This is a genomic window from Streptomyces sp. CB00316 (genome assembly GCF_001905595.1).
Classification (GTDB): Bacteria; Actinomycetota; Actinomycetes; order Streptomycetales; family Streptomycetaceae; genus Streptomyces.
The window spans coordinates 15,744-41,893 of the sequence record NZ_LIXI01000016.1 but is presented as its reverse complement, the minus strand read 5'-3'; the positions used below and the strand labels follow the sequence as shown (position 1 = coordinate 41,893).

Annotated in this window: 24 protein-coding genes and 1 pseudogene; 4 read left to right on the top strand and 21 right to left on the bottom strand. The window is 72.1% G+C overall.

Going from position 1 to position 26,150, the window contains the following annotated elements; translation table 11 throughout:
* Window positions 1-85: 85 nt before the first annotated feature.
* Together AMK21_RS32065 and AMK21_RS32060 are read right to left on the bottom strand one after the other, a co-directional pair.
* Window positions 86-487: a RidA family protein gene (locus AMK21_RS32065; protein ID WP_073882669.1), complete on the bottom strand. Its 402-nt coding sequence runs from the start codon at window positions 485-487 to the stop codon at window positions 86-88.
* Window positions 488-499: 12 nt separating this feature from the next.
* Window positions 500-1,630: an acyl-CoA dehydrogenase family protein gene (locus tag AMK21_RS32060; RefSeq protein ID WP_073882668.1), complete on the bottom strand. Its 1,131-nt coding sequence runs from the start codon at window positions 1,628-1,630 to the stop codon at window positions 500-502.
* A 126-nt stretch (window positions 1,631-1,756) separates the two neighbouring features.
* On the opposite strand from AMK21_RS32060, the gene AMK21_RS32055 reads away from it, so the two are divergent.
* Together AMK21_RS32055 and AMK21_RS32050 are read left to right on the top strand one after the other, a co-directional pair.
* Complete coding sequence (locus AMK21_RS32055; protein ID WP_073882667.1) at window positions 1,757-3,454, top strand: AMP-binding protein; 1,698 nt, start codon at window positions 1,757-1,759, stop codon at window positions 3,452-3,454.
* A 9-nt stretch (window positions 3,455-3,463) separates the two neighbouring features.
* Entirely contained in the window at window positions 3,464-4,291 is an 828-nt protein-coding gene (locus AMK21_RS32050; RefSeq protein WP_073882666.1) for a PaaX family transcriptional regulator C-terminal domain-containing protein, read from the top strand.
* Here AMK21_RS32050 and AMK21_RS32045 read toward each other — a convergent pair.
* The 5 genes from AMK21_RS32045 to AMK21_RS32025 all read right to left on the bottom strand — a co-directional run bounded on the left by AMK21_RS32045 (window position 4,281) and on the right by AMK21_RS32025 (window position 9,573).
* A complete protein-coding gene (locus AMK21_RS32045) occupies window positions 4,281-5,189 on the bottom strand; it encodes a transporter substrate-binding domain-containing protein (protein ID WP_073882665.1) in 909 nt (302 codons plus the stop codon). The two genes, AMK21_RS32050 and AMK21_RS32045, sit on opposite strands and share 11 nt — an antisense overlap.
* 9 nt (window positions 5,190-5,198) lie before the next feature.
* Complete coding sequence (locus tag AMK21_RS32040) at window positions 5,199-5,933, bottom strand: hypothetical protein (protein WP_073882664.1); 735 nt, start codon at window positions 5,931-5,933, stop codon at window positions 5,199-5,201.
* Complete coding sequence (locus tag AMK21_RS32035) at window positions 5,930-6,376, bottom strand: hypothetical protein (RefSeq protein ID WP_073882663.1); 447 nt, start codon at window positions 6,374-6,376, stop codon at window positions 5,930-5,932. The genes AMK21_RS32040 and AMK21_RS32035 overlap by 4 nt, the downstream gene beginning before the upstream one ends.
* 81 nt (window positions 6,377-6,457) lie before the next feature.
* Complete coding sequence (locus AMK21_RS32030; protein ID WP_073882662.1) at window positions 6,458-8,740, bottom strand: bifunctional salicylyl-CoA 5-hydroxylase/oxidoreductase; 2,283 nt, start codon at window positions 8,738-8,740, stop codon at window positions 6,458-6,460.
* Between the two features lie 5 nt (window positions 8,741-8,745).
* Window positions 8,746-9,573, bottom strand: coding sequence for an enoyl-CoA hydratase family protein (locus AMK21_RS32025; protein WP_073882661.1), 828 nt, complete (start codon window positions 9,571-9,573; stop codon window positions 8,746-8,748).
* Window positions 9,574-9,932: 359 nt separating this feature from the next.
* Between AMK21_RS32025 and AMK21_RS32020 the strand changes: the two genes are divergently transcribed.
* The gene (locus tag AMK21_RS32020; protein ID WP_018514406.1) at window positions 9,933-10,382 is read left to right on the top strand and encodes an ATP-binding protein; all 450 of its coding nucleotides are present in this window, start codon (window positions 9,933-9,935) and stop codon (window positions 10,380-10,382) included.
* On the opposite strand, the gene AMK21_RS32015 is transcribed toward AMK21_RS32020, so the two are convergent.
* The 11 genes from AMK21_RS32015 to AMK21_RS31965 form a co-directional block, all read right to left on the bottom strand.
* On the bottom strand, window positions 10,333-11,820 hold the full coding sequence (locus AMK21_RS32015; protein ID WP_073882660.1) for an amino acid permease: 1,488 nt from the start codon (window positions 11,818-11,820) through the stop codon (window positions 10,333-10,335). The genes AMK21_RS32020 and AMK21_RS32015 overlap by 50 nt on opposite strands.
* 185 nt (window positions 11,821-12,005) lie before the next feature.
* Window positions 12,006-13,010, bottom strand: coding sequence for an ornithine carbamoyltransferase (gene argF / locus AMK21_RS32010; protein ID WP_073882659.1), 1,005 nt, complete (start codon window positions 13,008-13,010; stop codon window positions 12,006-12,008).
* A gap of 138 nt (window positions 13,011-13,148) precedes the next feature.
* On the bottom strand, window positions 13,149-14,381 hold the full coding sequence (locus AMK21_RS32005) for an arginine deiminase (RefSeq protein ID WP_073882658.1): 1,233 nt from the start codon (window positions 14,379-14,381) through the stop codon (window positions 13,149-13,151).
* A gap of 63 nt (window positions 14,382-14,444) precedes the next feature.
* The gene (locus AMK21_RS32000; protein ID WP_073882657.1) at window positions 14,445-17,027 is read right to left on the bottom strand and encodes a polynucleotide kinase-phosphatase; all 2,583 of its coding nucleotides are present in this window, start codon (window positions 17,025-17,027) and stop codon (window positions 14,445-14,447) included.
* A complete protein-coding gene (locus tag AMK21_RS31995; RefSeq protein WP_073882713.1) occupies window positions 17,024-18,514 on the bottom strand; it encodes a 3' terminal RNA ribose 2'-O-methyltransferase Hen1 in 1,491 nt (496 codons plus the stop codon). The genes AMK21_RS32000 and AMK21_RS31995 overlap by 4 nt, the downstream gene beginning before the upstream one ends.
* A gap of 44 nt (window positions 18,515-18,558) precedes the next feature.
* Window positions 18,559-19,482, bottom strand: a complete 924-nt coding sequence (gene mmuM, locus AMK21_RS31990; RefSeq protein ID WP_073882712.1) for a homocysteine S-methyltransferase — start codon at window positions 19,480-19,482, stop codon at window positions 18,559-18,561.
* Between the two features lie 35 nt (window positions 19,483-19,517).
* Window positions 19,518-20,441 carry an LLM class F420-dependent oxidoreductase gene (locus AMK21_RS31985; RefSeq protein WP_073882656.1) on the bottom strand — a complete coding sequence of 308 codons (924 nt, stop codon included), beginning with the start codon at window positions 20,439-20,441 and terminating at the stop codon, window positions 19,518-19,520.
* A 34-nt stretch (window positions 20,442-20,475) separates the two neighbouring features.
* A complete protein-coding gene (locus AMK21_RS31980) occupies window positions 20,476-20,976 on the bottom strand; it encodes a DUF6099 family protein (RefSeq protein WP_073882655.1) in 501 nt (166 codons plus the stop codon).
* Between the two features lie 124 nt (window positions 20,977-21,100).
* A complete protein-coding gene (locus AMK21_RS31975; RefSeq protein ID WP_073882654.1) occupies window positions 21,101-21,460 on the bottom strand; it encodes a nucleotide pyrophosphohydrolase in 360 nt (119 codons plus the stop codon).
* A 119-nt stretch (window positions 21,461-21,579) separates the two neighbouring features.
* Window positions 21,580-21,984: a cell division protein SepF gene (locus AMK21_RS31970; RefSeq protein ID WP_073882653.1), complete on the bottom strand. Its 405-nt coding sequence runs from the start codon at window positions 21,982-21,984 to the stop codon at window positions 21,580-21,582.
* Window positions 21,985-22,108: 124 nt separating this feature from the next.
* Window positions 22,109-22,906 (bottom strand): DeoR/GlpR family DNA-binding transcription regulator, encoded by a 798-nt coding sequence (locus AMK21_RS31965; protein ID WP_073882652.1) that lies wholly within the window; start codon window positions 22,904-22,906, stop codon window positions 22,109-22,111.
* A gap of 241 nt (window positions 22,907-23,147) precedes the next feature.
* On the opposite strand from AMK21_RS31965, the pseudogene AMK21_RS36470 reads away from it, so the two are divergent.
* Window positions 23,148-23,360: pseudogene (locus AMK21_RS36470) on the top strand (DedA family protein); the annotation flags it as partial.
* A gap of 69 nt (window positions 23,361-23,429) precedes the next feature.
* Here the strand turns inward: AMK21_RS36470 and AMK21_RS31955 are convergent.
* The 3 genes from AMK21_RS31955 to AMK21_RS31945 form a co-directional block, all read right to left on the bottom strand.
* A complete protein-coding gene (locus tag AMK21_RS31955; RefSeq protein ID WP_073882651.1) occupies window positions 23,430-23,948 on the bottom strand; it encodes a hypothetical protein in 519 nt (172 codons plus the stop codon).
* Between the two features lie 67 nt (window positions 23,949-24,015).
* On the bottom strand, window positions 24,016-25,083 hold the full coding sequence (locus AMK21_RS31950; protein WP_073882650.1) for a FecCD family ABC transporter permease: 1,068 nt from the start codon (window positions 25,081-25,083) through the stop codon (window positions 24,016-24,018).
* Window positions 25,080-26,117, bottom strand: coding sequence for a FecCD family ABC transporter permease (locus AMK21_RS31945; RefSeq protein WP_073882649.1), 1,038 nt, complete (start codon window positions 26,115-26,117; stop codon window positions 25,080-25,082). Before AMK21_RS31945 ends, AMK21_RS31950 begins: the two co-directional genes overlap by 4 nt.
* Window positions 26,118-26,150: the final 33 nt, after the last annotated feature.

The following is a 26,150-nucleotide window of genomic DNA, read 5'->3' as shown; positions in this document are numbered from 1 at the left end:
CGACCCTCTTGACGAATTCTTTACCCGGGGGGGTGCGTTTCGGGTTCTTGGCGCGAATGCGGCACGACGTCGGGCGCCGTCCCGCTCAGGGCAGCACGGCGATCCCGTCGATCTCGACCATCGCCTGTTCGTCCCAGAGCCGGGCCACCCCGATGACCGCCATCGCGGGGTAGTCACGCCCGGCCAGCCGGCGCCAGATCCGGCCGAGTTCGGCGGCGTGGGACCGGTAGTCGGCCACATCGGTGGCGTACACCGTGACGCGGGCCAGGTCGGCGGGGGCACCGCCGGCCGCGTGCAGGGCGGTGAGCAGGTTGGTGAGCGCGGTGGCGAACTGTTCGGGCAGGGTGGCGCCGACGACCTTGCCGTCCGGGTCGAGGGAGGTCTGCCCGGCGAGGAAGACCAGGTGGCCGCCGGTGGCGACGACGGCGTGCGAGAAGCCGGTGGGCGGGGAGAGTTCGGGCGGATTGATCCGATGGGACGGGCTCATTCGGGCGGCTCCTCAGGACTCCTGGGCGGCGGCGGTGGCGTACAGCTCCCTGGCGATGATGGCGCGCTGCACCTCGCTGGCGCCCTCGTAGATCCGGGGCGCGCGGACCTCGCGGTAGAGGTGTTCGAGCAGATGGCCGCGGCGCAGGGCCCGGGCGCCGTGGAGTTGGACGGCGGTGTCGACCACGTACTGCGCGGTCTCGGTGGCGTACAGCTTGGCCATCGCGGCGCGGCCCGGCACGCCGCTCTCCCCCGCGTCGTACGCGGCGGCCGCCGCGTACACCAGCAGGCGGGCGGCCTCGGTGCGGGTGGCCATCTCGGCGACCTGGTGGGAGACGGCCTGGAGGTCGCTCAGCGGACCGCCGAACGCGGTGCGGCGGGCGGTGTGGCCCACGGTGGCGTCGAGGGCGGCGCGGGCCATCCCGACGGCGAAGGCGCCGACGCTGGGCCGGAAGAGGTTGAGGGTGTCCATCGCGACCCGGAAGCCCCGGTCGGGCTCGCCGAGGACGTCGTCGGCGGTGACCGGTACGCCGTCGAACTCCAGGGTGCCGACGGGGTGCGGGGAGAGCATGTCGAGGGCCTGGCCCGTGAGTCCGGGGCGGTCGGCGGGGACCAGGAAGGCGGTGATGCCGCGTGAGCCGGCGCCGGGGGTGGTGCGGGCGAAGACGGTGGCGAAGTCGGCCTCGGGGGCGTTGGAGATCCAGCACTTCTCGCCGGTGAGCCGCCAGCCGCCGGGGGTGGGTTCGGCGGCCAGGCTCAGGGCCCCGGCGTCGGACCCGGCGCCCGGCTCGCTGAGTGCGAAGGCGGCGACCGCCCGCCCGGTCCGGACCTCGGGGAGCCAGCGCTCGCGCTGGGCGGGGGTGCCGGCCCGGACGATCGGCGTGGTGCCGAGGCCCTGGAGGGCGAGCGCGGTCTCGGCCTCGGTGCAGCCCCGGGCCAGGGACTCCCGCAGCAGGCACAGGTCCAGCGCGCCGGAGGAGAACATCCGCTCCAGCAGCCCCAGCTCACCGAGGGCGGCCAGCAGGGGGCGGTTGACGCGCCCGGGCTCTCCCTTCTCCGCCAGCGGGCGCAGCTGCTGTTCGGCGAGGGTGCGCAGCTCCTCGCACCAGGCGGTCTGTGCCGGTTCGAGGGAGAATGCCGTCATGGCGGCGCCTCTCTTGTCGCGTCTGTTGTCGGGTCCGTCGTTCTGTCGCGCCTCTGGCATATCGCGAACTGTTGACTACCGTCACCCAAACGATACGCTCCGAAGGCGACAAGGGGGCGATCCTTGATGGAGCCGAATTCCTCGCCGAACACGCCCACAGCCGCCGCCGACGCGTCCGTACGCGTCCCCGGTGCGCACACCGACACGTTCGCGCGCGACCATCTGCCACCGCCGGAGCAGTGGCCGGAGCTCCTCCTGGATAGTCCCGGGCTGCGGTACCCCGACCGGCTGAACTGCGGGTACGAGCTGCTGGACCGCACGGTGGAGGAGCGGGGCCCGGACCGTCCCGCGCTGCGCTCCGGCGACGGGGGCGTCTGGAGCTACGGCGAGCTGCGGGAGACGGTGGACCGCATCGCCCATGTGCTCACCGCCGACCTGGGGGTGGTCCCCGGGAACCGGGTGCTGCTGCGCGGCCCCACCACGCCCTGGCTGGCCGCGTGCTGGCTCGCCGTCATGAAGGCGGGCGCGGTGGCGGTGACCGTACTGGCGCAGGCGCGGGCGAGTGAACTGTCCACCATCTGCTCGCTGGCCCGGGTGAGCCACGCGCTGTGCGACGCCCGCTCGGCCGAGGACCTGGCGAAGGCGGCGGACCTGGCGAAGGCGGCGGACCGGGCGGAGGGGGACACGTACGGCCTGCGGACGGTCCTGTTCGGAGGGGACGGCCCCGACGACCTGACCCGGCTGGCGGCCGAGCACGCCGGCTCCGGCCCGTACCGGGCGGTCGACACGGCCGCCGACGAGGTCGCCCTCATCGCGTTCACCTCGGGGACCACCGGGCGCCCCAAGGGCTGTATGCACCTCCACCGGGACCTGCTCGCCATCGCCGACACCTTCTCCGCCCAGGTGCTGCGGCCGCTCCCCGACGACGTGTTCGCGGGCAGCCCGCCGCTCGGCTTCACCTTCGGCCTCGGCGGCCTGCTGGTCTTCCCGCTCCGGGCCGGGGCCTCGACGCTGCTGCTGGAGCAGGCGGGACCGCAGCATCTGCTGCCCGCGCTGGAACGCCACCGGGTCTCGGTCCTCTTCACCGCGCCGACCGCCTACCGCACGATGCTCGGCCAGCTGGACGGCCACGACCTCTCCGCCCTGCGCCGCTGCGTGTCGGCCGGGGAGAACCTGCCCGCGGCGACCTGGCAGGCCTGGTTCGGAGCGACCGGGCTGCGCATCGTCAACGGCATCGGGGCCACCGAGCTGCTGCACATCTTCATCTCCGCCGCCGACGACGCCATCCGCCCCGGCACCATCGGCGTCCCCGTGCCGGGCTGGCAGGCCAGGGTGGTCGACGAGCACGGCGAGGAGCTGCCCGACGGCGAGGCGGGGCTGCTCGCCGTACGCGGACCGGTCGGCTGCCGCTATCTGGCCGACCCCCGGCAGACGGAGTACGTCCGGCACGGCTGGAACATGACCGGTGACACCTTCGTCCGCGAACCGGACGGCTACTTCCGTTACGTGGCCCGCGCCGACGACATGATCATCTCCTCCGGGTACAACATCGCGGGCCCCGAGGTGGAGGACGCCCTGCTGCGCCATCCGGAGGTCGCGGAGGCGGCCGTGGTGGGCCGGGCCGACGAACTGCGCGGGGAGATCGTGGTGGCGCACGTGGTGCTGACGGAGGGCTCGGAGCAGACGGCCGACTCCCTGCGCGCCCATATGAAAGCCGTTCTGGCCCCGCACAAAGGCCCGCGCGTCTTCGTCTTCGAACAGTCCCTGCCACGCACCGCGACCGGCAAGCTCCAGCGGTTCCTGCTCCGGGACCGGCACCTCTAGAGTGATCACGTGGCCGAGCTGCGCACCCCCCGTTCCCTGATCATCACGCTCTACGGCGCCTACGGCCGTCCGGCGGACGGCGCGCCCTTCGCGGTGGCGGAGCTGATCCGCCTGCTGCACGCGGTGGGCGTCGACGCCCCTTCCGTACGCTCCTGCGTCTCACGGCTCAAGCGGCGCGGGCTGCTGGTCCCCGCCCGGGCGGCGGACGGCTCGGCGGCGTACGCCCTGTCGCCGGACGCCCGCCAGCTCCTCGACGACGGCGACGCGCGCATCTACGGCCGCCCCTCGCACCGGTTGGAGGACGGCTGGGTCCTCGCGGTCTTCTCCGTCCCCGAGGCCGAACGCGCCAAGCGCCACCTGCTGCGCTCGCGGCTGGCCCGCCTCGGCTTCGGCACGGCGGCCCCCGGGGTGTGGATCGCCCCCGCCAGCCTCCACGAGGAGACCCGGCACACCCTGGAGCGGCTCGAACTCGCCCCGTACGTCGACCTGTTCCGCGGCGATCACCTGGGCTTCGCCGCGACCCGCGCGTCGGTGGCCCGCTGGTGGGACCTGGACGCGGTGGCCCGCCTCCACCTGGACTTCCTGGACCTGCACGAACCGGTGCTCCGGGAGTGGGAGGCGACGCCGCAGGCCGAGGAGGGCCCCCGCCCGCAGGAGGCCTACCGGGACTATCTGCTGGCCCTGGACTCCTGGCGCCAACTCCCCTACGCGGACCCGGGACTGCCAAGGGAGCTGCTGCCGAAGGGGTGGCCCGGCGGGCGCTCGGCGGAGGTGTTCGGAAAGCTGCACGAGCGGCTGCGGGACGCCGGGGAGCAGTTCGTGCGGGTCAGGGACTGATGCTGTCGCGGCACGACCGTGCCTCGATCTCGGCGGCGCTCGGCTTGTGACTGCTGATCCAGCCCGGATTCTCCTCGATGAGTGCGGGGAGGGACGTCTCGACGTCCCTGATCCAACCGCTCGTGCCCACATGCTTCTTGAGCCAGGACTCCAGCCTGCGGCAGTCCGCGGTGTGTCCCTTCGGCAGCCCGATGCCGTAGTGCTGCGGGGCTCCTATCGTCACGTCCGGCACCACGCGCAGCCCCTCCTTCTCGTACTGCCGCGCGAAGCCGTAGAGGATGGCCTGGTCGGTGGAGACCGCCTTCACCTGGCCGGCGATGAGCTGCTCGATGCAGTCCGACGCGTCGGTCAGGGTGACCGGATCGGCGCCGGCGGTCTCCCTGATGCCCTCCAGGGCTTCGACCGAGGTGGTCCCCTGCCAGGTGCAGATCTGGCTGCCCCGCAGGTCGGACAGCCGCTCCACGTAGGCCCCGTCCGGACCGACGAGGAAGCCCTGCCGGGTCTTGAGGTAGGGCCCGACGAAATCGATCTCGTCCATCCGTTCGGCCGTGATGGAGAACGACGCGATCGTCATGTCCGCCTTGCGCTGGATGAGCTGGGTGACCCGGTCCCCCGAGGAGACGTCGACGGGCTCGCTGAAGTCGACGTCGATCTCCTCCTCGACGTGCTGGAACATGAGGAAGTCCAGTCCGGAACGGTCGTAGTTCGAGGAGTACGACAGGCCGGGCAGGTCGTTGTGCATCGCGACCGTGATGCGCTTCACGCCGAGGAACTCCCGCTCCGGCTCCTCGGAGGAGCAGGCGGCGAGGCTCGCCAGCAGGACCAGCGCGGCGACGATGCCGGGCAGCCGGCCGGGCAGGGGCCGCGCCGGGCGCCCGGTCGTGGAGGTGGGGACCACGGTGTCCTCTCAGTCGTGAAGTACGGCGTCCGCGACGAACAGGTTCATCCGGCAGCCTTCTTCGGTCAGCAGCGTGATCTCCACGTCGATCGCGCCCCGCAGTCCACCCAGGGGGAACTCGATCGTCTGGCCGCTGCGCACATCATCGACGCGGGTGCTGGTGTTCCCCAGCAGCTCGGCGGAGTAGCGGGTCTCCGGCGCGCAGAACTGAGCGGCCTTGGCGGCGTCCCGGACGGTGAGGGTCAGCCGCAGCCGTGAGCGGTCGGCGGGGCTGTCGACCACGAGCCGCAGCTGGGAGCCGTCGGTGACCGTGCCGCCGCTGATGCGGCTCCGCCCGGTGACGTCGATCTCGCCGTGGTCCGCGAGGTGGTCCATGCCGACCACGCCGGCGAACGAGCAGATCACGGCCGCCGCCGACATCAGGACGCGCCAGTGGGCCCGGGTGCCCCTCGCCGGCAGTACCAGCCGGACCAGCGCCAGGGCGACCGCGGTGCCGAGAGCGAGGTGGACCCAGAGGAACTGGCGCGCCGGACCGTCGGGCGCGTAGATCAGCGCGTAGGCGCCGAGGGACACGACCAGCAGGAAGGGCGGCCAGTTCCAGACGCTCCAGCGTTTCGCCTGGTCCGTGAAGTCGACGAAGTCGCCGAGGAACACGCTCAGGAACAGCTTGCCGACGAAGCCGATCGCCGGGGAGTTGGGCCCGTGGGTGACGGTGTCGCCCCGCACCGGGGGCTCGGCCGTCAATCGGTTCCGCCGTCCGGGCCGCGGTGGAAGTGGAAGGTCGCCGAGCCCAGATGACCGATCGCCGGAGAGTTTTCCCCGTACGACGCCACGTAGGTCCGGTCGCCCGCTCGGTATTCGCTGTGAACAGTCCTGATGGAGTGGGTCAGGGATCGGGCACTCAGGTCGTCGCCGTCGGTCAGCCAGTCCCCGATGGCACTCTCCAGGATCTCCCGCTCCCGCGGCGGCAGCTCCTCGATGGCCGTGGCCGCGGCGGCGTCCTCGCCGGTGAGGGGTGGGTCTCCGCTCCCCCGGTGCAGCACCGCCCCGAGCAGTCTCCGCCCCCGCTCCACAGCGCTGTCCGCCAGACGGTCCCGCGCGGCGTCGACGACAGCCCCGGCGAAGGATGTGGCGGCGGTGCTGACGAACGGTGCGATGACAGCGGCGGCAGCCAGTAATTCGGACATCTGCTCTCCCCCGAGTAGGAGACCTATTTTACTCGCATTTCCTTTCGGTAGAAGGGAATCAGCACCGCCACACGCACTTCCTCACCCCAGCCTGAGCCGCGGCTTCGGTGCGTCCGTGCGGCCCGTGGGCGGGGGACGGCTGCCCGCGCCGTACGGGAGGGGCCAGGGCGCGCCCGGTCCGGTGTAGCCCTGCTCGGCCGCCGCGTGCAGGGTCCAGTGCGGGTCGTACAGGTGGGGGCGGGCCAGGGCGCAGAGGTCGGCGCGACCTGCCAGGAGCAGGGAGTTGACGTCGTCCCAGGAGGAGATGGCGCCGACCGCGATGACCGGGACGTCCACGGTGTTGCGGATCCGGTCCGCGTACGGGGTCTGGTAGGAGCGGCCGAACTCGGGGCGCTCCTCGGGCACCACCTGGCCGGTGGAGACGTCGATGGCGTCGGCCCCGTGGGCGGCGAAGGCGCGGGCGATCTCCACGGCGTCGGCCGCTTCGGTGCCTCCCTCGACCCAGTCGGTGGCGGAGATCCGGACGGCCATCGGGCTTTCGGCGGGCCAGACTTCGCGGACTGCGTCGAAGACCTCGAGGGGGAAGCGGAGCCGGTGCTCCAGCGGGCCGCCGTAGGCGTCGGTGCGGTGGTTGGTGAGCGGGGAGAGGAAGCCGGAGAGCAAGTAGCCGTGGGCGCAGTGGAGTTCGAGGAGGTCGAAGCCGGAGTCGGCGGCGCGGCGGGCCGCCTGCGTGAACTGCTCACGGATGGCGGCCATGTGAGACCCGTCGAGTTCCTGCGGGACCTGGCTGACGCCCGGGGTGTACGGGAGTGGGGAGGCGGCCGTCAGCGGCCAGTTGCCGGTCTTCAGGGGCTGGTCGATGCCCTCCCACATCAGCCGGGTGGAGCCCTTGCGGCCGGAGTGGCCGAGCTGGACGCCGATGGCCGCGCCGGGGGCGGAGGTGTGGACGAAGTCGGTGATCCGGCGCCAGGCGGTGGCTTGTTCGTCAGTCCACAGGCCCGTGCAGCCGGGGGTGATACGGCCCTCGGGGCTGACGCAGACCATCTCGGTCATGGTGAGCCCGGCCCCGCCGAGCGCGCGGGCGCCGAGGTGGACGAGGTGGAAGTCGCCGGGGAGCCCGTCGGCGGCCGAGTACATGTCCATCGGTGAGACGACGACCCGGTTGCGCAGTTCGAGGCCGCGCATCCGCAGTGGGGTGAACATGGGTGGGGTCTCCGGCGGGCAGCCGAACTCCTCCTCCACGGCGGCGGTGAAGGAGGCGTCACGCAGCCGCAGGTTGTCGTGGGTGACCCGGCGGCTGCGGGTGAGAAGGCTGAACGCGAAGCGGCGGGGCGGCTGGTCGACGTAGCCGGCCAGCTCCTCGAACCAGCGCAGACTGGCCGCCGCAGCCCGCTGGGTGGAGGCGACGACAGGGCGGCGCTCGGCCTCGTACGCGGCCAGCGCGGCGGGCAGGTCCGGCTGTTCCTCGATGGAGGCGGCCAGGGCGAGGGCGTCCTCGACGGCGAGCTTGGTGCCGGAGCCGATGGAGAAGTGCGCGGTGTGGGCGGCGTCCCCGATGAGGACGGTGTTCCCGTGCGACCAGCGGGAGTTGGTCACCGTACGGAAGGTGAGCCAGCTGGACCGGTTGGCGCGCAGGGGGCGGCCGTCCAGGGCCTCGGTGAAGAACTTGGCGCAGCGGGCGGTGGATTCGACCGGTTCGCAGGTGTCGAGTCCGGCGGCCCGCCACACCTCGTCGCGCATCTCGACGATGACCGTGGAGGCGTCGGCGGCGTACGGGTAGCCGTGCAGCTGCATGACGCCGTACGGGGTTTCGGCGATCTCGAAGCGGAAGGCGTCGAGGGCGAAGTCGGCGGCGAGCCAGATGTAGCGGTTGCGGTGCTCGGTGAGGGACGGGCCGAACGCCTCGGGGTGGGCCTGGCGGGTCGTGCTGTGCACCCCGTCCGCGGCGATGACCAGGTCGTGGTGCGTGGCCAGCTCTGCCGCCGGCGGGGCCTCGGCCCGGAAGCGGAGGTCGATACCGAGGGCGGCGCAGCGCTCGTGGAGGATCTCCAGGAGGCGGCGGCGTCCGAGTGCGGCGAAGCCGTGGCCGCCGGAGGTGTGGGTGTGGCCGCGGTGGACGATGTCGATGGTGTCCCAGCGGACGAACTCAGCTCTCAGCGCCCGGTAGACCTCGGGGTCGGCGTGTTCGATGCCGCCGAGGGTCTCGTCGGAGAGGACGACACCGAAGCCGAAGGTGTCGTCGGGGGCGTTGCGCTCGTACACGGTGATCTCGCGCGCCGGGTCGAGCCGCTTGAGGAGAGCGGCGGCGTAGAGGCCGCCGGGGCCGCCGCCGATGACCGCGATGCGCCGCACGGGGGTCGGCATGGCCGCTACCTCCCCCGCCACTTCGGCGGCCGCTTCTCGGTGAAGGCGGCGTGGAACTCGGCGTAGTCCTCGCCGTGCATCAGCAGCGCCTGGGCGTTGGCGTCCAGCTCGACGGAGGCTGCGAGCGGCATGTCCAGTTCGGCGGTGAGCAGCGCCTTGGTCTGGGCGAGGGCGAGGGCGGGGCCGTCGGCGAGGCGGCGGGCCAGCTCGGCGGCGCGGGCGTCGGCCTGCCCCTCCTCGGCCAGCTCGCTGATCAGCCCGATCCGCTCCGCCTCGGGGGCCCGGACGGCGTCCCCGAGCATCAGCAGCCGGGTGGCGTGGCCGAGGCCGACGACCCGGGGAAGCAGGTAGGCGGCGCCCATGTCGCCGCCGGAGAGGCCGACCCGGGTGAAGAGGAAGGCGTAGCGGGCGGAGGGGTCCGCGACCCGGAAGTCGGCGGCGAGGGCGAGCACGGCTCCCGCCCCGGCGGCGACCCCGTGGACGGCGGCGACGACCGGGAAGGGGCACTCGCGCAGGGCCCGTACGACCTGGCCGGTCATCCGGTTGAACTCCAGGATGGCGGCGGTGTCCATGGCGAGGGTGGCGCCGATGATCTCGTCGACGTCGCCGCCGGAGCAGAAGCCGCGCCCCTCGCCGGCGAGGACGAGGGCGCGGGCGGAGCGTTCCCGGGTCAGCTCGGCGAGCAGGTCGCGCAGATCGGCGTAGGCACCGAAGGTGAGGGCGTTGAGTTTCTCGGGGCGGGCCAGTGTGACGGTCACCACACCGTCGTCCCGGGTGATCCGGAGATGGCGCCACTCCTCCACGCGCGGGGCGGAGCTGGGAAACGAGCTCATGAAGGGGTTCCCTTCAGCATTCGGGCGGGTTGCCGACCGTGCGCGGGTCGCGTTCCTCCACCGAAGTTATCACCCATACGTGACTGTCGTCACGAGGTCGCGATACGCCAGGCGTGAGACTGTTGTGGCGAAAGTCCTGTTTGCGCCGGTCGGCCGCCTCTATGGTCAGGGCCGTGCGGTTCGTAAGGTTGACCCCAGGAAGTCTCGCGATGCCGATGAGTCGAGCGAGTCGAGAAACCCCGACGAGGAGTCGGGGGAACCCGATGACAGGTCGGGGGAACCCGATGACGAGTCGAGAGACCCCGATGAGTCGAGAAGTCCCGCTTCAAGGAAGTCCCGCTCCCGAACGGAACCCCGCCGTGCCGCCCGATGTCCCTGTTCCCGCCTCCTGGCGCATCGCCCTGCCGCACTCCACGGCAGCCGTGCCGATCGCCCGCGCCCTGGTCCGTACCGCCCTGTCGGACATCCACGCCCCGGCGGACAGCGACACCGCCGAGCTCCTCACCGCCGAGCTGGTCGCGAACGCGGTCGAGCACACGGTGAGCAGCGAGCCGATCGAGCTGGTCGTGGAGCTGCTGCCCACCGGCTGCCAGGTCGAGGTGCACGACCACGACCCCGCTCCGCCCGGTGACCTGTCCCGGCCGCAGCCCGGTTTCGAGGTCGACCCCTGGCAGGAGCACGGCCGCGGCCTGCTGCTCATCCGGACCCTCAGCTCCGCCTGCGGTCACCGCACGACGGAGCACGGCAAGGCCGTCTGGTTCACGCTTCCGGCGATACCGTCCCAGCCGGGTCCGTCCCCGGAGAGCTGACCAGCCGGGACCGCTTGCGCCCGTAGCAGGTGTAGAGCAGCGATCCCGCGGCGAGGAAGACCGCGAACTGGAGCCAGGTCGTCCAGCCGGTCCCGTACATCAGATACAGGCAGAACACGACGCCGAGCACCGGGCTGAGCGGGTAGAGCGGCACCCGGAAGGTGCGCTCCAGCTCCGGGTTGCGGCGGCGGAGCACCACGACGGCCGCATTGACCGCGACCATGATCGCGAGCGTGCCGATGGTCGTCAGGTTGACGACGACGTCCAGCGAGGCGAAGGCGGCCGGGACGGCGAAGACGCAGGCCACGATCCAGGTGTTGGCGACCGGGGTGTGGGTCGTGGGCGAGACCCGCTCGAAGACGCGCGGGATCAGCCCGTCACGGGACATCGACATCAGGATGCGGGTCTGCCCGTACATCACCGCGAGCACCACCGAAGCGATGGCGACGACCGCGCCGAAGGCGATGATGCCGCCGCCGACCGAGGAGTCGGTGACCTGGTTGACGACCAGCGAGAGGGCCGCGGGCTTGTCGGAGACGGCGTCCGCGCCGAGCGCGCCGATGGCCGAGAGCGCCACCGCGCAGTAGAGCAGCGTGACGACGCCGATGCAGATCAGGATGGCGATCGGAATGTTCCGGCGGGGGTTCTTGACCTCTTCGCCGGCGGTGGTGATCGCGTCGAAGCCGATGTACGAGAAGAACGCCAGCGAGGCGCCCGCCGTGATCCCGCCGAGCCCGTGGCCCGCGAACGGCACGAGGTTGTCGTCCTGGTACGCGGTGAACGCGATCGCGCAGAACGCCAGCAGGATGCCGATCTTCAGGACCGCCATGGCGGCCGTCGCGTTCGCGCTCTCCCGGACGCCGCGCACCAGCAGGGTGGCGGCCATCGCGATCACGACGATCGCCGGGAGGTTGATCACGCCGCCGTCACCGGGCCCCGCGGACACGGCGGCGGGCAGCTGCCAGCCGATCAGGCTGTTCAGCAGCTCGTTGACGTACTGGCTCCAGCCCACCGCGACCGCGGAGACCGAGACGCCGTACTCCAGCATCAGGCACCATCCGACGAGGAACGCCGTGCGCTCGCCGAGGGCGGCGTACGCGAAGGAGTACGAGCTCCCCGAGACCGGGATCGCGCTGCCCAGCTCCGCGAAGGAGAAGGCGGTGAAGATGCAGGTGATCGCGGCCAGGACGAACGAGATGACGACGGCGGGTCCGGCTTCGGCGACGGTGCCGGAGAGGCCGACGAAGATGCCGGTGCCGACGATGGCGCCGACGCCGAAGCAGACGAGCTGGAAGAGGCCCATCGTCCGCCTGAGGCCGTGACCCTCCAGGTCGCCGCCGGACTCGGCGATGAGCATGTCGGGGCTCTTGCGGCGCGGTCCGGACAAGGAGGGGCCGGGACGCTTCGGGGTGCCGGGGGTCGGCAGGCCGGGGCTCATGCGGGGCGTTCTCTTCTCTGGTGGTGCAGTGGGGGGGGACGGCCCCGCGCGCACGTGGGCGGCACGGGAAAGGGGCCCGGGCACGTCAGAGCCCGAACCCCACCAAGAGGCGACATCGTAGCCACCACCGCGCATGTTCACCCAATCGGGCGAATGGTCATGAGCACCCCCCGCCGCTGGGGCGGCTACTCCCCCGCCAGCGTCGCCACCAGCACGGCCTTGATCGTGTGCATCCTGTTCTCCGCCTGGTCGAAGACGACCGAGTGCGCCGACTCGAAGACCTCGTCGGTGACCTCCAGCTCGGTCAGGCCGTGGGCGGCGTGGACGTCCCGGCCGACCTGGGTGCCGAGGTCGTGGAAGGCGGGCAGGCAGTGCAGGAACTTCACGTCCGGGTTGCCGGTGGCCCGCAGGACGTCCATCGTCACGGCGTACGGCGCGAGCGCGGCGATGCGCTCGTCCCAGACCTCCTTGGGCTCCCCCATCGAGACCCATACGTCGGTGGCGACGAAGTCGGCGCCGCGGACGCCCTCGGTGATGTCCGCGGTGAGCGTGACCTTCGCGCCGCTGACCGCGGCGAGCTTCTCGGCCCGCTCCACGACGGAGGGGGCCGGCCAGTACATCTCGGGGGCCACGATCCGGATGTCCAGGCCGAGGAGAGCGCCGGTGACCAGGTAGGAGTTGCCCATGTTGAAGCGGGCGTCGCCGAGGTAGGCGAAGGCCGACTCCGTGACGGGCCTGTCGCTGTGCTCCGTCATGGTCAGCACGTCGGCGAGCATCTGGGTGGGGTGCCAGTCGTCGGTGAGCCCGTTGAAGACGGGGACACCGCCGTACGCGGCCAGTTCCTCGACCACCTGCTGGCTGTCGCCCCGGTACTCGATGCCGTCGAACATCCGGCCGAGAACCCGGGCGGTGTCCTTCACCGACTCCTTGTGGCCCATCTGGGAGCCCGACGGGTCCAGGTAGGTGGTGGAGGCGCCCTGGTCGGCGGCGGCCACCTCGAACGCGCAGCGCGTGCGGGTGGAGGTCTTCTCGAAGATCAGCGCGATGTTCTTGCCGCGCAGCCGCTGGACCTCGGCACCCGCCTTCTTGGCCGCCTTCAGCTCACCGGCCAGCGCGACCAGGCCGAGGATCTCCTCGGCGGTGAAGTCCAGCTCCTTGAGGAAGGGGCGGCCGGTGAGGTCAATGGCCATGATGACGGCTCCAGGGTGGGACGGGGCAGGGCAGGACCGGATGAGAGGGGATCCACTGGAAGTCTATACGACCACCCGCATTCCTATACAGCCCTCTGGTCCGGAAACGCTCTGGTCCCTGTCTCGAAAGCGCTCGTACTACACAGGGTCCCGCACCACCGGACAGCTCATGCAGCGCGGTCCGCCCCTCCCCCGGCCCAGCTCGCTGCCCCGGATCTCGATGACCTCGATGCCCTGCTTGCGCAGATGGGTGTTGGTGGTCGCGTTCCGCTCGTACGCGATGACGACGCCCGGCTCGACGGCCAGGACGTTGCAGCCGTCGTCCCACTGCTCGCGCTCCGCCGCGTGGACGTCCTGGGTGGCGGTGAGCACCCGGATCGAGTCGAGGCCGAGGGCGGCGGCGATGGCCCGGTGCATGTGCTCGGGCGGGTGGTCGGTGACCTTCAGCTCGCGGGGGCCGGTGCCCGGCTCGATCGTGTACGAGCGGAGCATGCCCAGCCCGGCGTACTGGGTGAACGTATCGCCGTCGACCATCGTCATCACCGTGTCCAGGTGCATGAACGCGCGGCCCTTGGGCATGTCGAGCGCCACGATCGTGCGGGCCGAACCGGCGTCGAAGAGACCGCGCGCCAGCATCTCCACCGCCTGCGGGGTGGTGCGCTCGCTCATCCCGATCAGGACCGCCCCCTGCCCGATGACCAGGACGTCACCGCCCTCGATCGTGGACGGGTAGTCGTCCTGCCCCTCCGACCAGTGGTGGAAGACGCCCGCCTCCGGTCCGGTGAAGAGCGGGTGGTGGCGGTAGATCGCCTCGAAGTGGACGGTCTCGCGCTGCCGGGCGGGCCAGCGCATCGCGTTGATGGACACCCCGTCGTAGATCCAGGCGGAGGTGTCCCGGGTGAACAGGTGGTTGGGCAGCGGGCCGAGCAGGAAGTCGTCCAGGTCCATCACGTGGAAGCGGACGGAGGTCGGCTCGCTGTGCCGCTCCAGGAACTCGCGCTTGGTCATCCCGCCGACCAGCGCCTCCGCCAGCTCCGGGGAGGGCAACTCCTCGAAGGCGGCGCGCAGGTGCTCGGTGGCGAGCGGCCCGTACTCCTTCTCGTCGAAGACCCGGTCGAGCACGAGCCGGCGTGCGACGGGGATGTCCAGGGACTCCTGGAGGAGGTCCCCGAACAGGTGCACCTCCACGCCCCGGTCGCGCAGGACGTCGGCGAACCCGTCGTGCTCCTGCCGGGCCCGGCGCACCCAGAGCACGTCGTCGAAGAGGAGCGCGTCCTTGTTGCGGGGGGTCAGCCGCTTCAGTTCCAGATCGGGGCGGTGCAGTATGACGCGGCGCAGCCGCCCGGCTTCGGAGTCGACATGGAATCCCATGTCCTCATCCTCACCGGGCGGAGCACCGTTCACCCCGCGAATCGCCCACGGTTCGGTCCGGTCTCAGAGCCGGGGGTCCACCGGCTCCGACTCCAGGGCCAGGACGGCGAAGACCGCCTCGTGGACCCGCCACAGCGGCTCGCCGTCCGCCAGCCGGTCCAGCGCCTCCAGACCGAGCGCGTACTCCCGCAGCGCGAGCGAGCGCTTGTGGCCGAGGAAGCGGGAGCGCAGGCGCTCCAGGTTCTCCGGGCGGGTGTACTCGGGGCCGTAGACGATGCGCAGATACTCCCGGCCGCGCACCTTGACGCCCGGCTGGACCAGGCGGCCCCTGGCGTCCCGGACGAGGGCGCCGAGCGGCTTGACGACCATGCCCTCGCCGCCGCGCCCGGTCATCTCCAGCCACCAGTCGGTGCCGGCGCGGACGGACGCCTCGTCGGCGGGGTCCACGACGAGCCGACGGGTGACCTGGAGCAGCCCGGTCGGGTCGTGCTCGACGAGGCGGTCCAGCCAGGCCAGCTGCTCGTCGTGCGGAACGGCCGCGAGCGAGCGGCCCTGGACGGCGAGGATCTGGAACGGCGCGAGACGCACCCCGTCCAGCCCCTCGGTGGACCAGCAGTAGCGCCGGTAGGCCTCGGTGAACGCGGCCGTGTCCTCGGCCCGGCCCCGCTGCCGCCCGGTGAGGTCGCCGAGGTCGACGCCACGGGCGGCGGCCGTCCCCAGGGCGGCGAGGGCGGAGGGGAACGCCGCGCCGGAGGCCGCGCCGACCGCGGCGTACTGCGAGCGCAGCAGTCCGCCGGCCTTGAGGGACCACGGCATCAGCTCGGCGTCGAGCAGCACCCAGTCGGTGTCCCACTCCTCCCAGAGCCCGGCCGCCGTGACAGCCGTACGCAGCCGGCCGAGGATCACCTCGGTCAGGGCCCGGTCGTCGAGGAAGGGCCGGCCGGTGCGGGTGTGGAGGGCGCCGGTCGGGCCGTCCGTGCCGAACCGGGCGGTGGCGGCCTCCGCGTCCTTGCAGACGAGAGCGACGGCCCGGGAGCCCATGTGCTTCTCCTCGCACACCACCCGCTGCACGCCGTCCGCGCGGTACTGCGCGAACGCCTCGGCCGGGTGCTCCAGGAAGCCCTCCTCCCGGGAGGTGGCCGTGGGCGCCATGGTCGGCGGGAGATAGGCGAGGAGCTGCGGGTCGACGGCGAACCGGCTCATCACTTCGAGCGCGGCCGCCGCGTTCTCCTCGCGCACGGCGACGCGGCCCATGTGCCGGGTCTCCACGACCCGGCGGCCCTGGACATCGGCGAGGTCCAGCGGCCTGCCCTCCCGGCCCCCGGGCGCCTCGGTGGTCAGCGGCCTGGTGGGCTCGTACCAGACCTTCTCGGCCGGTACGTCGACGAGTTCGCGCTCCGGCCAGCGCAGCGCGGTCATCTTCCCGCCGAAGACCACGCCGGTGTCCAGGCAGATGGTGTTGTTGATCCAGGAGGTGGCGGGCACGGGGGTGTGGCCGTAGACGACGGCGGCCCGGCCCCGGTACTCCTCGGCCCACGGGTAACGCACGGGCAGGCCGAACTCGTCGGTCTCGCCGGTGGTGTCCCCGTACAGCGCGTGCGAGCGGACCCGGCCCGAATTGCGGCCGTGGTACTTCTCGGGCAGTCCGGCGTGAGCGACCACCAGGTTGCCGCCGTCCAGCACGTAGTGGCTGACCAGTGAGTCGATGAACTCCCTTACCTGCTGCCGGAACTCGGGGTGCTCGGCGTCCTCGCGCTCCAGCTGCTCGATCGTCTCGGCGAGGCCGTGGGTCTGCTGGACCCTGCGGCCCGCCAGATAGCGGCCGAGCTTGTTCTCGTGGTTGCCGGGCACGCAGAGGGCGTGGCCCGCAGCGACCATGGACATGACGCGGCGCAGCACACCCGGGCTGTCGGGTCCCCGGTCGACGAGGTCGCCGACGAAGACGGCCGTACGCCCTTCGGGGTGGGCGCCGTCCACGTAACCCAGCTTGCCGAGCAGGGTGTCCAGCTCGGAGCGGCAGCCGTGGATGTCGCCGATGATGTCGAACGGGCCGGTGACGTGGCGCAGGTCGTTGTACCGGCGCTCCAGCACCACTTCGGCGTTCTCGGCCTCCTCCTCGGTGCGCAGGATGTGCACCTTGCGGAAGCCCTCGCGCTCCAGGCCGCGCAGCGAGCGGCGCAGCTCGCGGCGGTGGCGCTGGATGACATGGCGGGGCATGGAGGCGCGGTCGGGGCGGAGGGCGTTGCGGGCGGCGCAGACCTCCTCGGGGAGGTCCAGCACGATGGCGATGGGCAGCACATCGTGCTCGCGGGCCAGCCGGACGAGCTGCTTGCGGCTCTCGGACTGGACGCTGGTGGCGTCGACGACCGTGAGCCGCCCGGCGGCCAGGCGCTTGCCGGCGATGTAATGGAGCAGGTCGAAGGCGTCGCCGCTGGCGCTCTGGTCGTTCTCGTCGTCGGCGACGAGGCCGCGGCAGACGTCCGAGGAGACGATCTCGGTGGGCTTGAAGTGCTTGCGGGCGAAGGTGGACTTGCCCGATCCGCTGGCGCCGATGAGGACGACGAGGGAGAGGTCGGTCACCGGCAGGGCGCGGGCGGCGGTGCCGGTGGTGGTGTCGGTGTCGTCGGTGTCGTGGTTGTTCGTCATGCGGCTTCCGCCTCCTTCTTCTTCTCGGGCTTGTTCTCGGTGTTGTCCGTGCTCAGGGTGAAGACGGCCAGCTGGGTGGGCGGGCCGACCTCGGGGTCGTCCGGTCCGACAGGCAGATGCGCGACGGTGTACCCGTGGCGTTCGGCCACCTTCCCGGACCACTCCCGGAACTCGGCCCTCGTCCACTCGAAGCGGTGGTCCCCGTGGCGCACATGCCCGGCCGGGAGGCTCTCCCAGCGGACGTTGTACTCCACGTTCGGCGTGGTCACGAGCACCGTGTCCGGCCGCGCCGAACCGAAGACCGCGTACTCCAGCGCGGGGAGCCGGTCCAGGTCCAGGTGCTCGATGACCTCGCTGAGCACGGCCGCGTCGTACCCCTTGAGCCGCTTGTCCGTGTAGGTGAGGGAGCCCTGCCGGAGGGTGACCCGGCCGGCCTGGCGCTCCCCCATCCGGTCCGGCTTCAGCCGGCGGGAGGCGATGGTGAGGGCGCGCATCGACACGTCGACGCCGACGATCTCGGTGAAGCGCGCGTCCTTGAGGAGCGCCTGCACCAACTGGCCCTGGCCGCAGCCCAGGTCGAGGACCCGGTGGGCACCGGCTCCGCGCAGCGCTTCGAGGATCGCGGTGCGCCGGTGTTCGGCTAGCGGAACCGGCTTCTCCTCGGTGTCGGTTCTCTCGTCCACCGCGTTGTCGACGCTGTCCACGTCGAGGTCGTCCGACTCCGCGAGCCGGACCAGCTCCAGGGCCTGGTCCGCCTGGCGGGTCAGCCCCCAGCGGTGGGAGAGGTAGCGCCGGGTGATGAGGGGGCGCTCCGGGTGGTCGGCCAGCCAGCCCACACCGGCCCGCAGCAGCTTGTCCACCTCGTCGGGCGCGACCCAGTAGTGCTTGGCGTCGTCGAGGACCGGCAGCAGGATGTAGAGCTGGCGCAGGGCGTCGGCGAGCCGCAACTCCCCCTCCAGCACCAGGCGTACGTAGCGTGACGCGCCCCACTCGGGGAACTGCTCGTCCAGCGCCACCTCCGCCACCTCGACCCGCTCCCAGCCGAGCGGCACGAACAGCTTGCGCACCAGCTCCGCACCGCCCCGGGCGGGGAGCGCGGGCACCTCGATCCGCAGGGGCAGCGGAGCCCCGGCCCGCTCGGGCAGGGCGCGGCAGACACCGCCCAGCGCGGACTTGAAGACCGCGGCGAGGGCGACCGAGAGCAGCGAGGAGGCCGCGTAGGGGCGGTCGTTGACGTACTGCGCGAGCGCCGCGTCGGGCGCACCGCCCCGGCCCTTGCCCTTGCCGCGCCGCACCAGCGCCACCGGATCCACCTCCAGCAGGAGTGCGGCCGTGCAGCGCACGGCGGACGCCTCGGGGTAGAAGACGTGCGCGGTGCCGTACGAGGTGGAGAACGCCTGCGCCCGGTCGGGATGCTTGTGCAGCAGGAAGCCGAGGTCCGTGGCGGGACGTTCAAGGGTGCCGGTCGTACTGATCGTCAGGAACACCTGTCCGAGTATGGTCCCCATCCCGCGCCCCTCACCAGGCAATTTCAGGGCCCCAGCAAGCCCGCCAGCTCCTTGATCCGGTCCGGCCCCACCCGGCAGCAACCGCCGACCAGCCGCGCCCCGGCCCCCGTCCAGGCTCGCACCCGCCCCGGGTCGAAGGTGCTCGCCCCGGTCCACCCCCTCCCCTCCGCGTCCCAGTCCTCCCCGCTGTTCGGGTAGACCACGGCCGGCTTGCCCGTGACCTCCACCGCGACCCGCACCGCTTCCTCCGCCTCGGCCGGGTCGCAGCAGTTGACCCCGACGGCCACCACCCTCTCCCGCCCGGCGGCCACCGCGAACGCCTCCTCCAGGGACTGTCCGGCCCGGGTCCGCCCGCCCGCCACGCTGTACGAGAGCCAGATCGGCAGCCCGGTCTCTTCGGCCACCCGCACCAACGCCTCGGCCTCGTCCACGTCGGGCACCGTCTCCAGCGCCAGCACGTCGGGCCCCGCCTCCGCGAGCGCCGCCACCCGGGGGCGGTGGAAGCGCTCCAGCTCCGAGGCGGTGAGCCCGTACCGGCCCCGGTACTCGCTGCCGTCCGCGAGCATCGCCCCGTACGGACCGACCGAGGCGGCGACCCAGACCTCCCGCTCCGGGTCGGCCCGGCGGGCCGACCCGGCCGCCCGCCGGGCCAGCTCCACACTGCGGGCGAGGAGCGCCCCGGTCCGTTCCGGACCGATCCCGTGGCGCCCGAACCCTTCGAACGTGGCCTGGTAGCTGGCCGTGATGAGCACCTGTGCTCCGGCGCGCAGATACGCCAGGTGGGCTGCCTCGACCTGCTCCGGCGCGTCGGCCAGCAGCCGGGCCGACCAGAGCACGTCGGAGAGGTCGCACCCCTGTGCTTCCAGCTGGTTGGAGAGGCCACCGTCCAGCAGGACGGGCCCTTCCACCAGCGCTTCGGTGAGCGTACGGCCCAAGTTCACGGCCATCTCCTCCTCGTCCGTCTCCCGGTGGGACATGCGGGTCAGGTCAGCTGGGACTGGATCTGCGAGGAGATCAGTTCCAGATGGTCCAGGTCGCCCAGGTCGAGGACCTGGAGGTAGATCCGGGACGAGCCGATCGCCGCGTACCGGCCGATCTTGTCGACCACCTCGGCGGGCGAGCCGGCCAGCCCGTTGGCCTTCAGCTCCTCCACCTCCCGGCCGATGGCCGCCGCCCGCCGGGCCACCTCCGCGTCGTCCTTGCCGGTGCAGACGACCAGGGCGTTGGAGTACACCAGGTCGTCCGGGTCGCGCCCGAACGCCTTCGCCGCTGCCCTGACCCGGCCGAACTGCTTCTCGCTGTCCTCCAGCGACGCGAAGGGGATGTTGAACTCGTCCGCGTACTGCGCGGCGAGGCGCGGGGTGCGGGTCGCGCCGTGGCCGCCGATCAGGACGGGCACCTTGGCCTGGGCCGGCTTCGGCAGCGCGGGCGAGTCGGTGAGCTGGTAATAGGTGCCGTCGTAGCTGAAGGTCTTGCCGACCTCCGTCGCCCACAGACCGGTGACGATCGCCAGCTGTTCCTCCAGCCGGCCGAACTTCTCCTTCGGGAAGGGGATGCCGTAGGCCTTGTGCTCCTCCTCGAACCAGCCGGCTCCCAGGCCCAGTTCCACCCGGCCGCCGGACATCCGGTCGACCTGGGCCACCTGGATGGCGAGCACGCCGGGCAGCCGGAACGTGCCCGCCGTCATCAGTGTGCCGAGCCGGATCCGCTTGGTCTCGCGGGCGAGGCCGGCCAGGGTGATCCAGGCGTCGGTCGGGCCGGGCAGGCCGTCGCCGGAGCCCATGCGGAGGTAGTGGTCCGAGCGGTAGAAGGCGTCGAAGCCGAGGTCCTCGGTGGCCTTGGCGACGGTGAGCAGGGTGTCGTAGTCGGCCCCTTGCTGGGGCTCGGTGAAGATTCGAAGATCCATGCCCCCATCCTGCCCCTTCGGCGGCGCCTCTTCCTCAGGGCCCCGCCGCCGAGGGGGCGGGGCCCCGTATCCCGCCGTAGGGGCCGTCGTGCTCCCGCTCCCGCTCGGCCAGCCGTCTCAGCAGCCCGTGCACCCGGTCCAGGGACTCGTCGGCTGCGTCCATGGCTTCGATGCACTGCCAGTAGAGCCCGTCCTCCCCCGTGTCGCAGGCCACCGAGACCAGCGCGATCCCGGCCTCGCCGAGGAGCAGCGCCAGACCCGTCAAAGCCGCCCGCACATCGGCGATCCCGGAGAGCTGCGCCGCCCGTGTGCCCCGGGACAGGACCGCCGGGTGGTCCGGCGCCACGCACCCGCCGCCGATCTCGCCGAGGGCCCGCGCCTCGCCCCGTAACTCCATCGGGCCGAACAGGGCCAGCCGACTGCCGACCGTCCGCGCGAGGGCCTGGGCCTGCCAGGCCTCCGCCATCACGTCCAGCGCGCCCCGGCTCTCGGCCAGCGCGCGCCGCCCCGTCTCGATGAGTCGCTCCGCTTCCATGTGCTTCCCCCGTCATCACGAAAACCCGCTCACCTCTTTCATTACCCACAGTGAGGTAGATGGCACCGTAAGGCCAGAGGAAATCGGAAATCTGTGGACACAAAATCGATTGTGGATAAGCCGATCACTCCGAAGAGTGACGATCCTGGGGTTCCGGAAGGCTCGGGACGGGGAAGCGCTTCTCGTTCCGGTCCATCTTGGCCGCCAGCGCCCGCAGCGGATCGATGCCCAGCACCTCGCAGAACTGGAGGAGATAGGCGAGGACGTCGGCGACCTCGTCGGCCACGCGGTGGGCCGCTTCGGGATCGTCCATGATCCGGGCGGACTGTTCGGGCGTCAGCCACTGGAAGATCTCGACCAGTTCGGAGGCCTCGACGCTGAGAGCGGCCACCAGGTTCTTCGGGGTGTGGTACTGCCCCCAGTCCCGTGCCGCCGCGAAGGCGGCCAGACGTCGCTGGAGTTCTGCCACATCGAGTTCTGTCACGGCCCCAGGTCTACCACCGTCGCCCCCGGACACCACCGCCCCGGGCAACGCCGCCCCGGACGCCCCTGACGAGGCGTCCGGCGGCGAGGCCGACGAGGAGGGGCGGGAGGACGAGGGGACTACGACTGGGCGAGCCCCGCCGGAGTGACCCCTTCGACCTCCATGCCCTCCGGAGCCAGCAGGAAGACGTTCCGGTCGACGCGGTGCATACCGCTGCCGAGCCCGAAGACCACGCCGCTGCTGAAGTCGAGGATCCGCTTGGCCACGTCCGTCTCCGCCGCCGTCAGGTCGAGCAGGACCGGAACCTGGGCGACCAGGTACTCCGCGACCTCGCGGGCGTCCGCGAAGACCTGCACCCGCAGCACGACCAGGCGGCGCTGTTCGGCCGCCCGCTCCTCCGGAACCGTGCGGTGGTCGATCCGGGACGGCCACTCGTCGCGGCCGCGCAGGGGTACGACCTGGGCGAGCCCCTCCCACTGTTCGTCGGTGGCGTCATATCTGTCGTACCTGTCGTACCTGCTCACAGGGCCACCCCGTCGTCAAGCCGGTCGAATTCGCGCCGGCTGCGCTCACTGTTCATCGGGCAATCCTCTCGCCCCTCACCCGTTCGGCGTACCAACGACACGGCGAAGGGCCGGATCGAGTCGCTCACACCGTGATGACCTGGACGCCCGCCTCGCCGAACCGGTCCTTCGCCTCCGCCGTGATGTGCGCGTCGGTGACCAGCACGTCGACCAGGCCGAGATCGCAGACCCGGGCGAAGGCCCGCTTGCCGATCTTCGAGGAGTCGGCGGCGACCACCACCCGCTGCGCCCGCTCGGCCAGGAGCCGGTTGATGCCGGCCTCTCCCTCGTGGTGGACGTAGGCGCCGCGTTCGATGTCGATGGCGTTCACCCCGAGGACGGCGACGTCGAGCGTGATCTCGTTCATCACGCCGACGGCCAGCGGGCCGGTCAGTTCGTACGACTGCGGTCGGGCCACGCCGCCTGTGACGACCATCTTGATCTGCGGCCGGATCGCCAGCTCGCTCGCGATGTTCAGCGCGTTGGTCACGACGGTGAGCGTCGGCTGCCCGCCCGCCACCGTGGTCTCGCCGACGATGTCGGGGCGGACCGCCAGCGCGCGGGCCACCTCGGTCACCGTCGTACCGCCGGTCAGGCCGACCACCTCGCCGACGGCGACCAGGCCGGAGACCGCGCGGCCGATGGCCTGCTTCTCGGGGGCGTGGCGGCCGGTCTTGTAGCGGAGCGCCAGCTCGTACGAGACGCCGTGCGCGACCGCTCCGCCCCGGGTGCGGGTGAGCAGGTGCTGTTCGGCGAGCTGGTCCAGGTCGCGGCGGATGGTCGCGGCCGATACGGCGAGCGCGGCCGCCGCCTCCTCGACCTCCACCCTGCCGTGCTTGCCGACCAGTTCCAGCAGCGCGTCCCACCGGGCGTCCCTCGCCACGTGCGTCTCCTTCACCGTCCGGTGCCGGGCTCCGCGCTTCCCGGGAACGCGGTCGCCGGTGGCCGGACCGCCGCAAGCGTCGCACAGGAGCCCGGTGCTCACCCAGTTCCGGGCCCGCCTCGGGCCGCACCAGGTCGGTGGTGCCGGACCCGGCCGTGAGGGAGGATGGGCGGCAGGAGGCGGCCGACGCCCCTCCGCGCACCCGACACCCCCGCGCCGGAGAGCCTTCACGCACCTCGCACTGTCAGTCGCTGCCGAGGAGCCGAAGGGCGGCATCGCGGGCCGGGCCACCGGACTGGTCGAGACGTTCGGCGGGCCGGGCGCCGGCATGGCCATCGCCCTGGAGAACCTGTTCCCGCCGCTGCCGAGCGAGATCATCCTCCCGCTGACCGGGTTCGCCGCGTCGCAGGGTGTGCTCGGCCTGGCCTCCGCGCTGTTCTGGACGACGCTCGGTCGGCCGGCGCCCCCGGACGCCGTGGCGCCGGGAGTGCCGCTCGGCGGTGTCCGGGGCGCGGTCGCCCGCTCAGGACTCCTCGAAGTAGGCGTCCAGGACGGCATCCAGCTCGGCCGGCCACGCCTTGAGCTGCGCCCGGCTCGCCGCCTCGACCTCGGCGTTGAACCAGCGCCGGCTCGACAGGTGCACGGTGACGGTGAACCGGCGGCCGAAGCGGGCCGGGTTCATCTCCACCGCGCCGATCTCGGACCAGTCGAAGTCGGCCTCCTGGTCGTCCAGCGTGAACCTGACGCCTTCCCGGGCCACCCTGATCGACCCGCGCCGGTCGCTGATCTCGAAGACCGGACCGTCCTCGGCCTCTTCCGCTTCGCCTTCCGCATCGGCCACCGCGTCGGTCTCAGCCTCGGGAACCTCCGCAGCCGCTTCGGGCGCTTCGTCGAGCTCCGGGTCCGTCTCCGGTGCGGCCTCCGATTCCGGTTCGGTCTTCCGGGTCGCGACAGGTGCCGCGAGGCCGGGGAGAGGGATGAACGCCGGGTCGGTGCCTGCGGCGAACTCGGGCTTCTTGTTCGAATCTATGCTCTGCTCCACGGCGGGCAGTATGGTCGACGAACCTGTACGTGACCAGTCGGCGCCGTCGCGCCGCCGGGCCGGACCGTCAGAGCACTCCCCGGCGCCACTCCCGTATGAGCAGATAGCCGAGGTAGGCGCCGCCGATCGCCATGGTGTAGATCCCGACCGGCAGGTCCTCGAAGAGCGGCAGTTGCTGGGCGCAGAGGTCGGCGGCCACCAGCAACAGGCCGCCGGTGAGGCCCGAGAGCAGCAGGTGGGGGCCTGATCCGCGGCTGAGGCGTCTGGCGATCTGCGGGGCCGTCAGGGCGATGAAGGCGATGGGCCCCGAGACGCTGACGGCAGCCGCCGAGAGGGCGATGGCAAGGACCACGGCGAGGGTCTTGGCCTTCCTCGGCTCGGAACCGAGCCCTTCGGCGATGTCGTCGCCCATCTCGCCGATGTCGAGCCGCCGGGAGATCAGCGCGGTCAGCGGGGCGGCGGCGAGCAGGACCAGCCAGATGGTGGTCGCGTCGGTCCAGGAGCGGGCGGTGAGGCTGCCGTTGACGTAGGCGGTGAGGACGGAGGCCTTGTCGCGTTCCAGGGCGTAGACGACGTACTGGGTGACGGCGGCGCCCATCGCGGCGACCCCGATACCGGCGATGACGAGCCGGGCGGGGTTGCGGAAGCCGGTGCCGGTGGAGACGTACACGAGGGCCATCGCGAGGACCGCGCCGAGGAGCGCGCCGACGGCGACCGGGACGGTGTCGGGGAACATCAGCGCGCAGACCGCGGCGCCCGCGCCCGCTCCGGCGGAGAGGCCGATGACGTCGGGGCTGCCGAGCGGGTTGCGGGTGACGGACTGGAAGAGCGCGCCGGAGAGGCCGAGCGCGGCGCCGACCCCGATGGCGACGGTGAGGCGAGGGCCGCGCAGCCGGTTGAAGACGAAACGGTCCTTGCCCTCGGCGTCCCCGAGGAGGGCTGCGGGCAGGTCGGCGAGGTCGACGCCGAGGCGCCCCCAGGTGAGCGTGGCCACGGCGGCGGCGAGGAGGAGGACGAGGAGCCCGGCGCCCGCGAGGAGGGAGGCCCGGCGCATCGGTAGCGCCACGGTGCGGCCGATGACCAGATAGCCGCGCGGGGCCTTGGCGGGCGCGCGGAGGGGTTCGGTGACGGTCATGTGGTGCCCCGCATCCTGCGTACGGCGATGAGCAGCGCGGGTGCGCCGATGAAGGCGGTGACGACGCCGACCATGAGTTCGGTGGGGCGCATGACGATCCGGCCCACCACGTCCGCCAGGAGCAGCAGGGTGGGCCCCAGCACCGCGGAGAAGAGGATCTGGACCCGGAAGTCGACGCCGACCAGCGCCCGTACGACGTGGGGCACGGCGAGGCCGACGAAGGCGATCGGGCCGACGGCGGCGGTCGCGGCGGCGCTGAGCAGGGTGGCGGCGAGGAGCCCGCCGCCCCGGGTGTGCGCGGGGTGGGAGCCGAGGGCGACGGCGGTCGCGTCGCCGAGAGCCAGGGCGTTGAGGCCGGGGCCGAGGGCCAGTGCGAGGAGGAAGCCGGTGGCGGCGAAGGGCAGGACGGACCAGAACACGTCGAAGTCCCGGCCGCCGAGGGCGCCGACGACCCAGTAGCGGTAGCTGTCGAACACCTGCGGCTTGCTGAGGGTCACGGCCTGGATGAACGCCATCGTGACGGCGGTGAGCACGGCCCCGGCGAGCACCAGGCGCACCACGCTCGTGCCCGTACCCGCGGAGCCGATGACATGGACGAGCACTCCGGCGATCAGCGCACCGGGCAGCGCCCACCACATGGTGTCGGTGGCTCCGGAGGCGCCGAACCAGGCGGTCGCGGCGACGATGCTCGCGGAGGCACCGGCGTTGATGCCGAGCAGCCCCGGTTCGGCCAGTGGGTTGCGCGAGACGCCCTGCATGAGGGTGCCCGCGACGGCGAGGCAGAGTCCGGCGAGGACGCCGAGAGCGGTCCGGGGGTAGCGGCTCTCGATGATCGCGGTGACGTTCTCTTCGGCGCTGCCCCCCAGGACGCCGAGGACATCGCCGAACGAGGTACTGCGGCTGCCGAACATGACGCTCGCGCAGAGCGCGACCGCCAGCGCGGCGACCGCCGCGAGCAGGAGGAACGCCGCCCGAGCGGCGCCGGTACGGGAGGTACCGGCGCCGCTCGGCGGTGCGGCCGTGGTGGTTGCCATGGGAGTGAAGTGTGCCTGGTGGCCTCGGCGGTT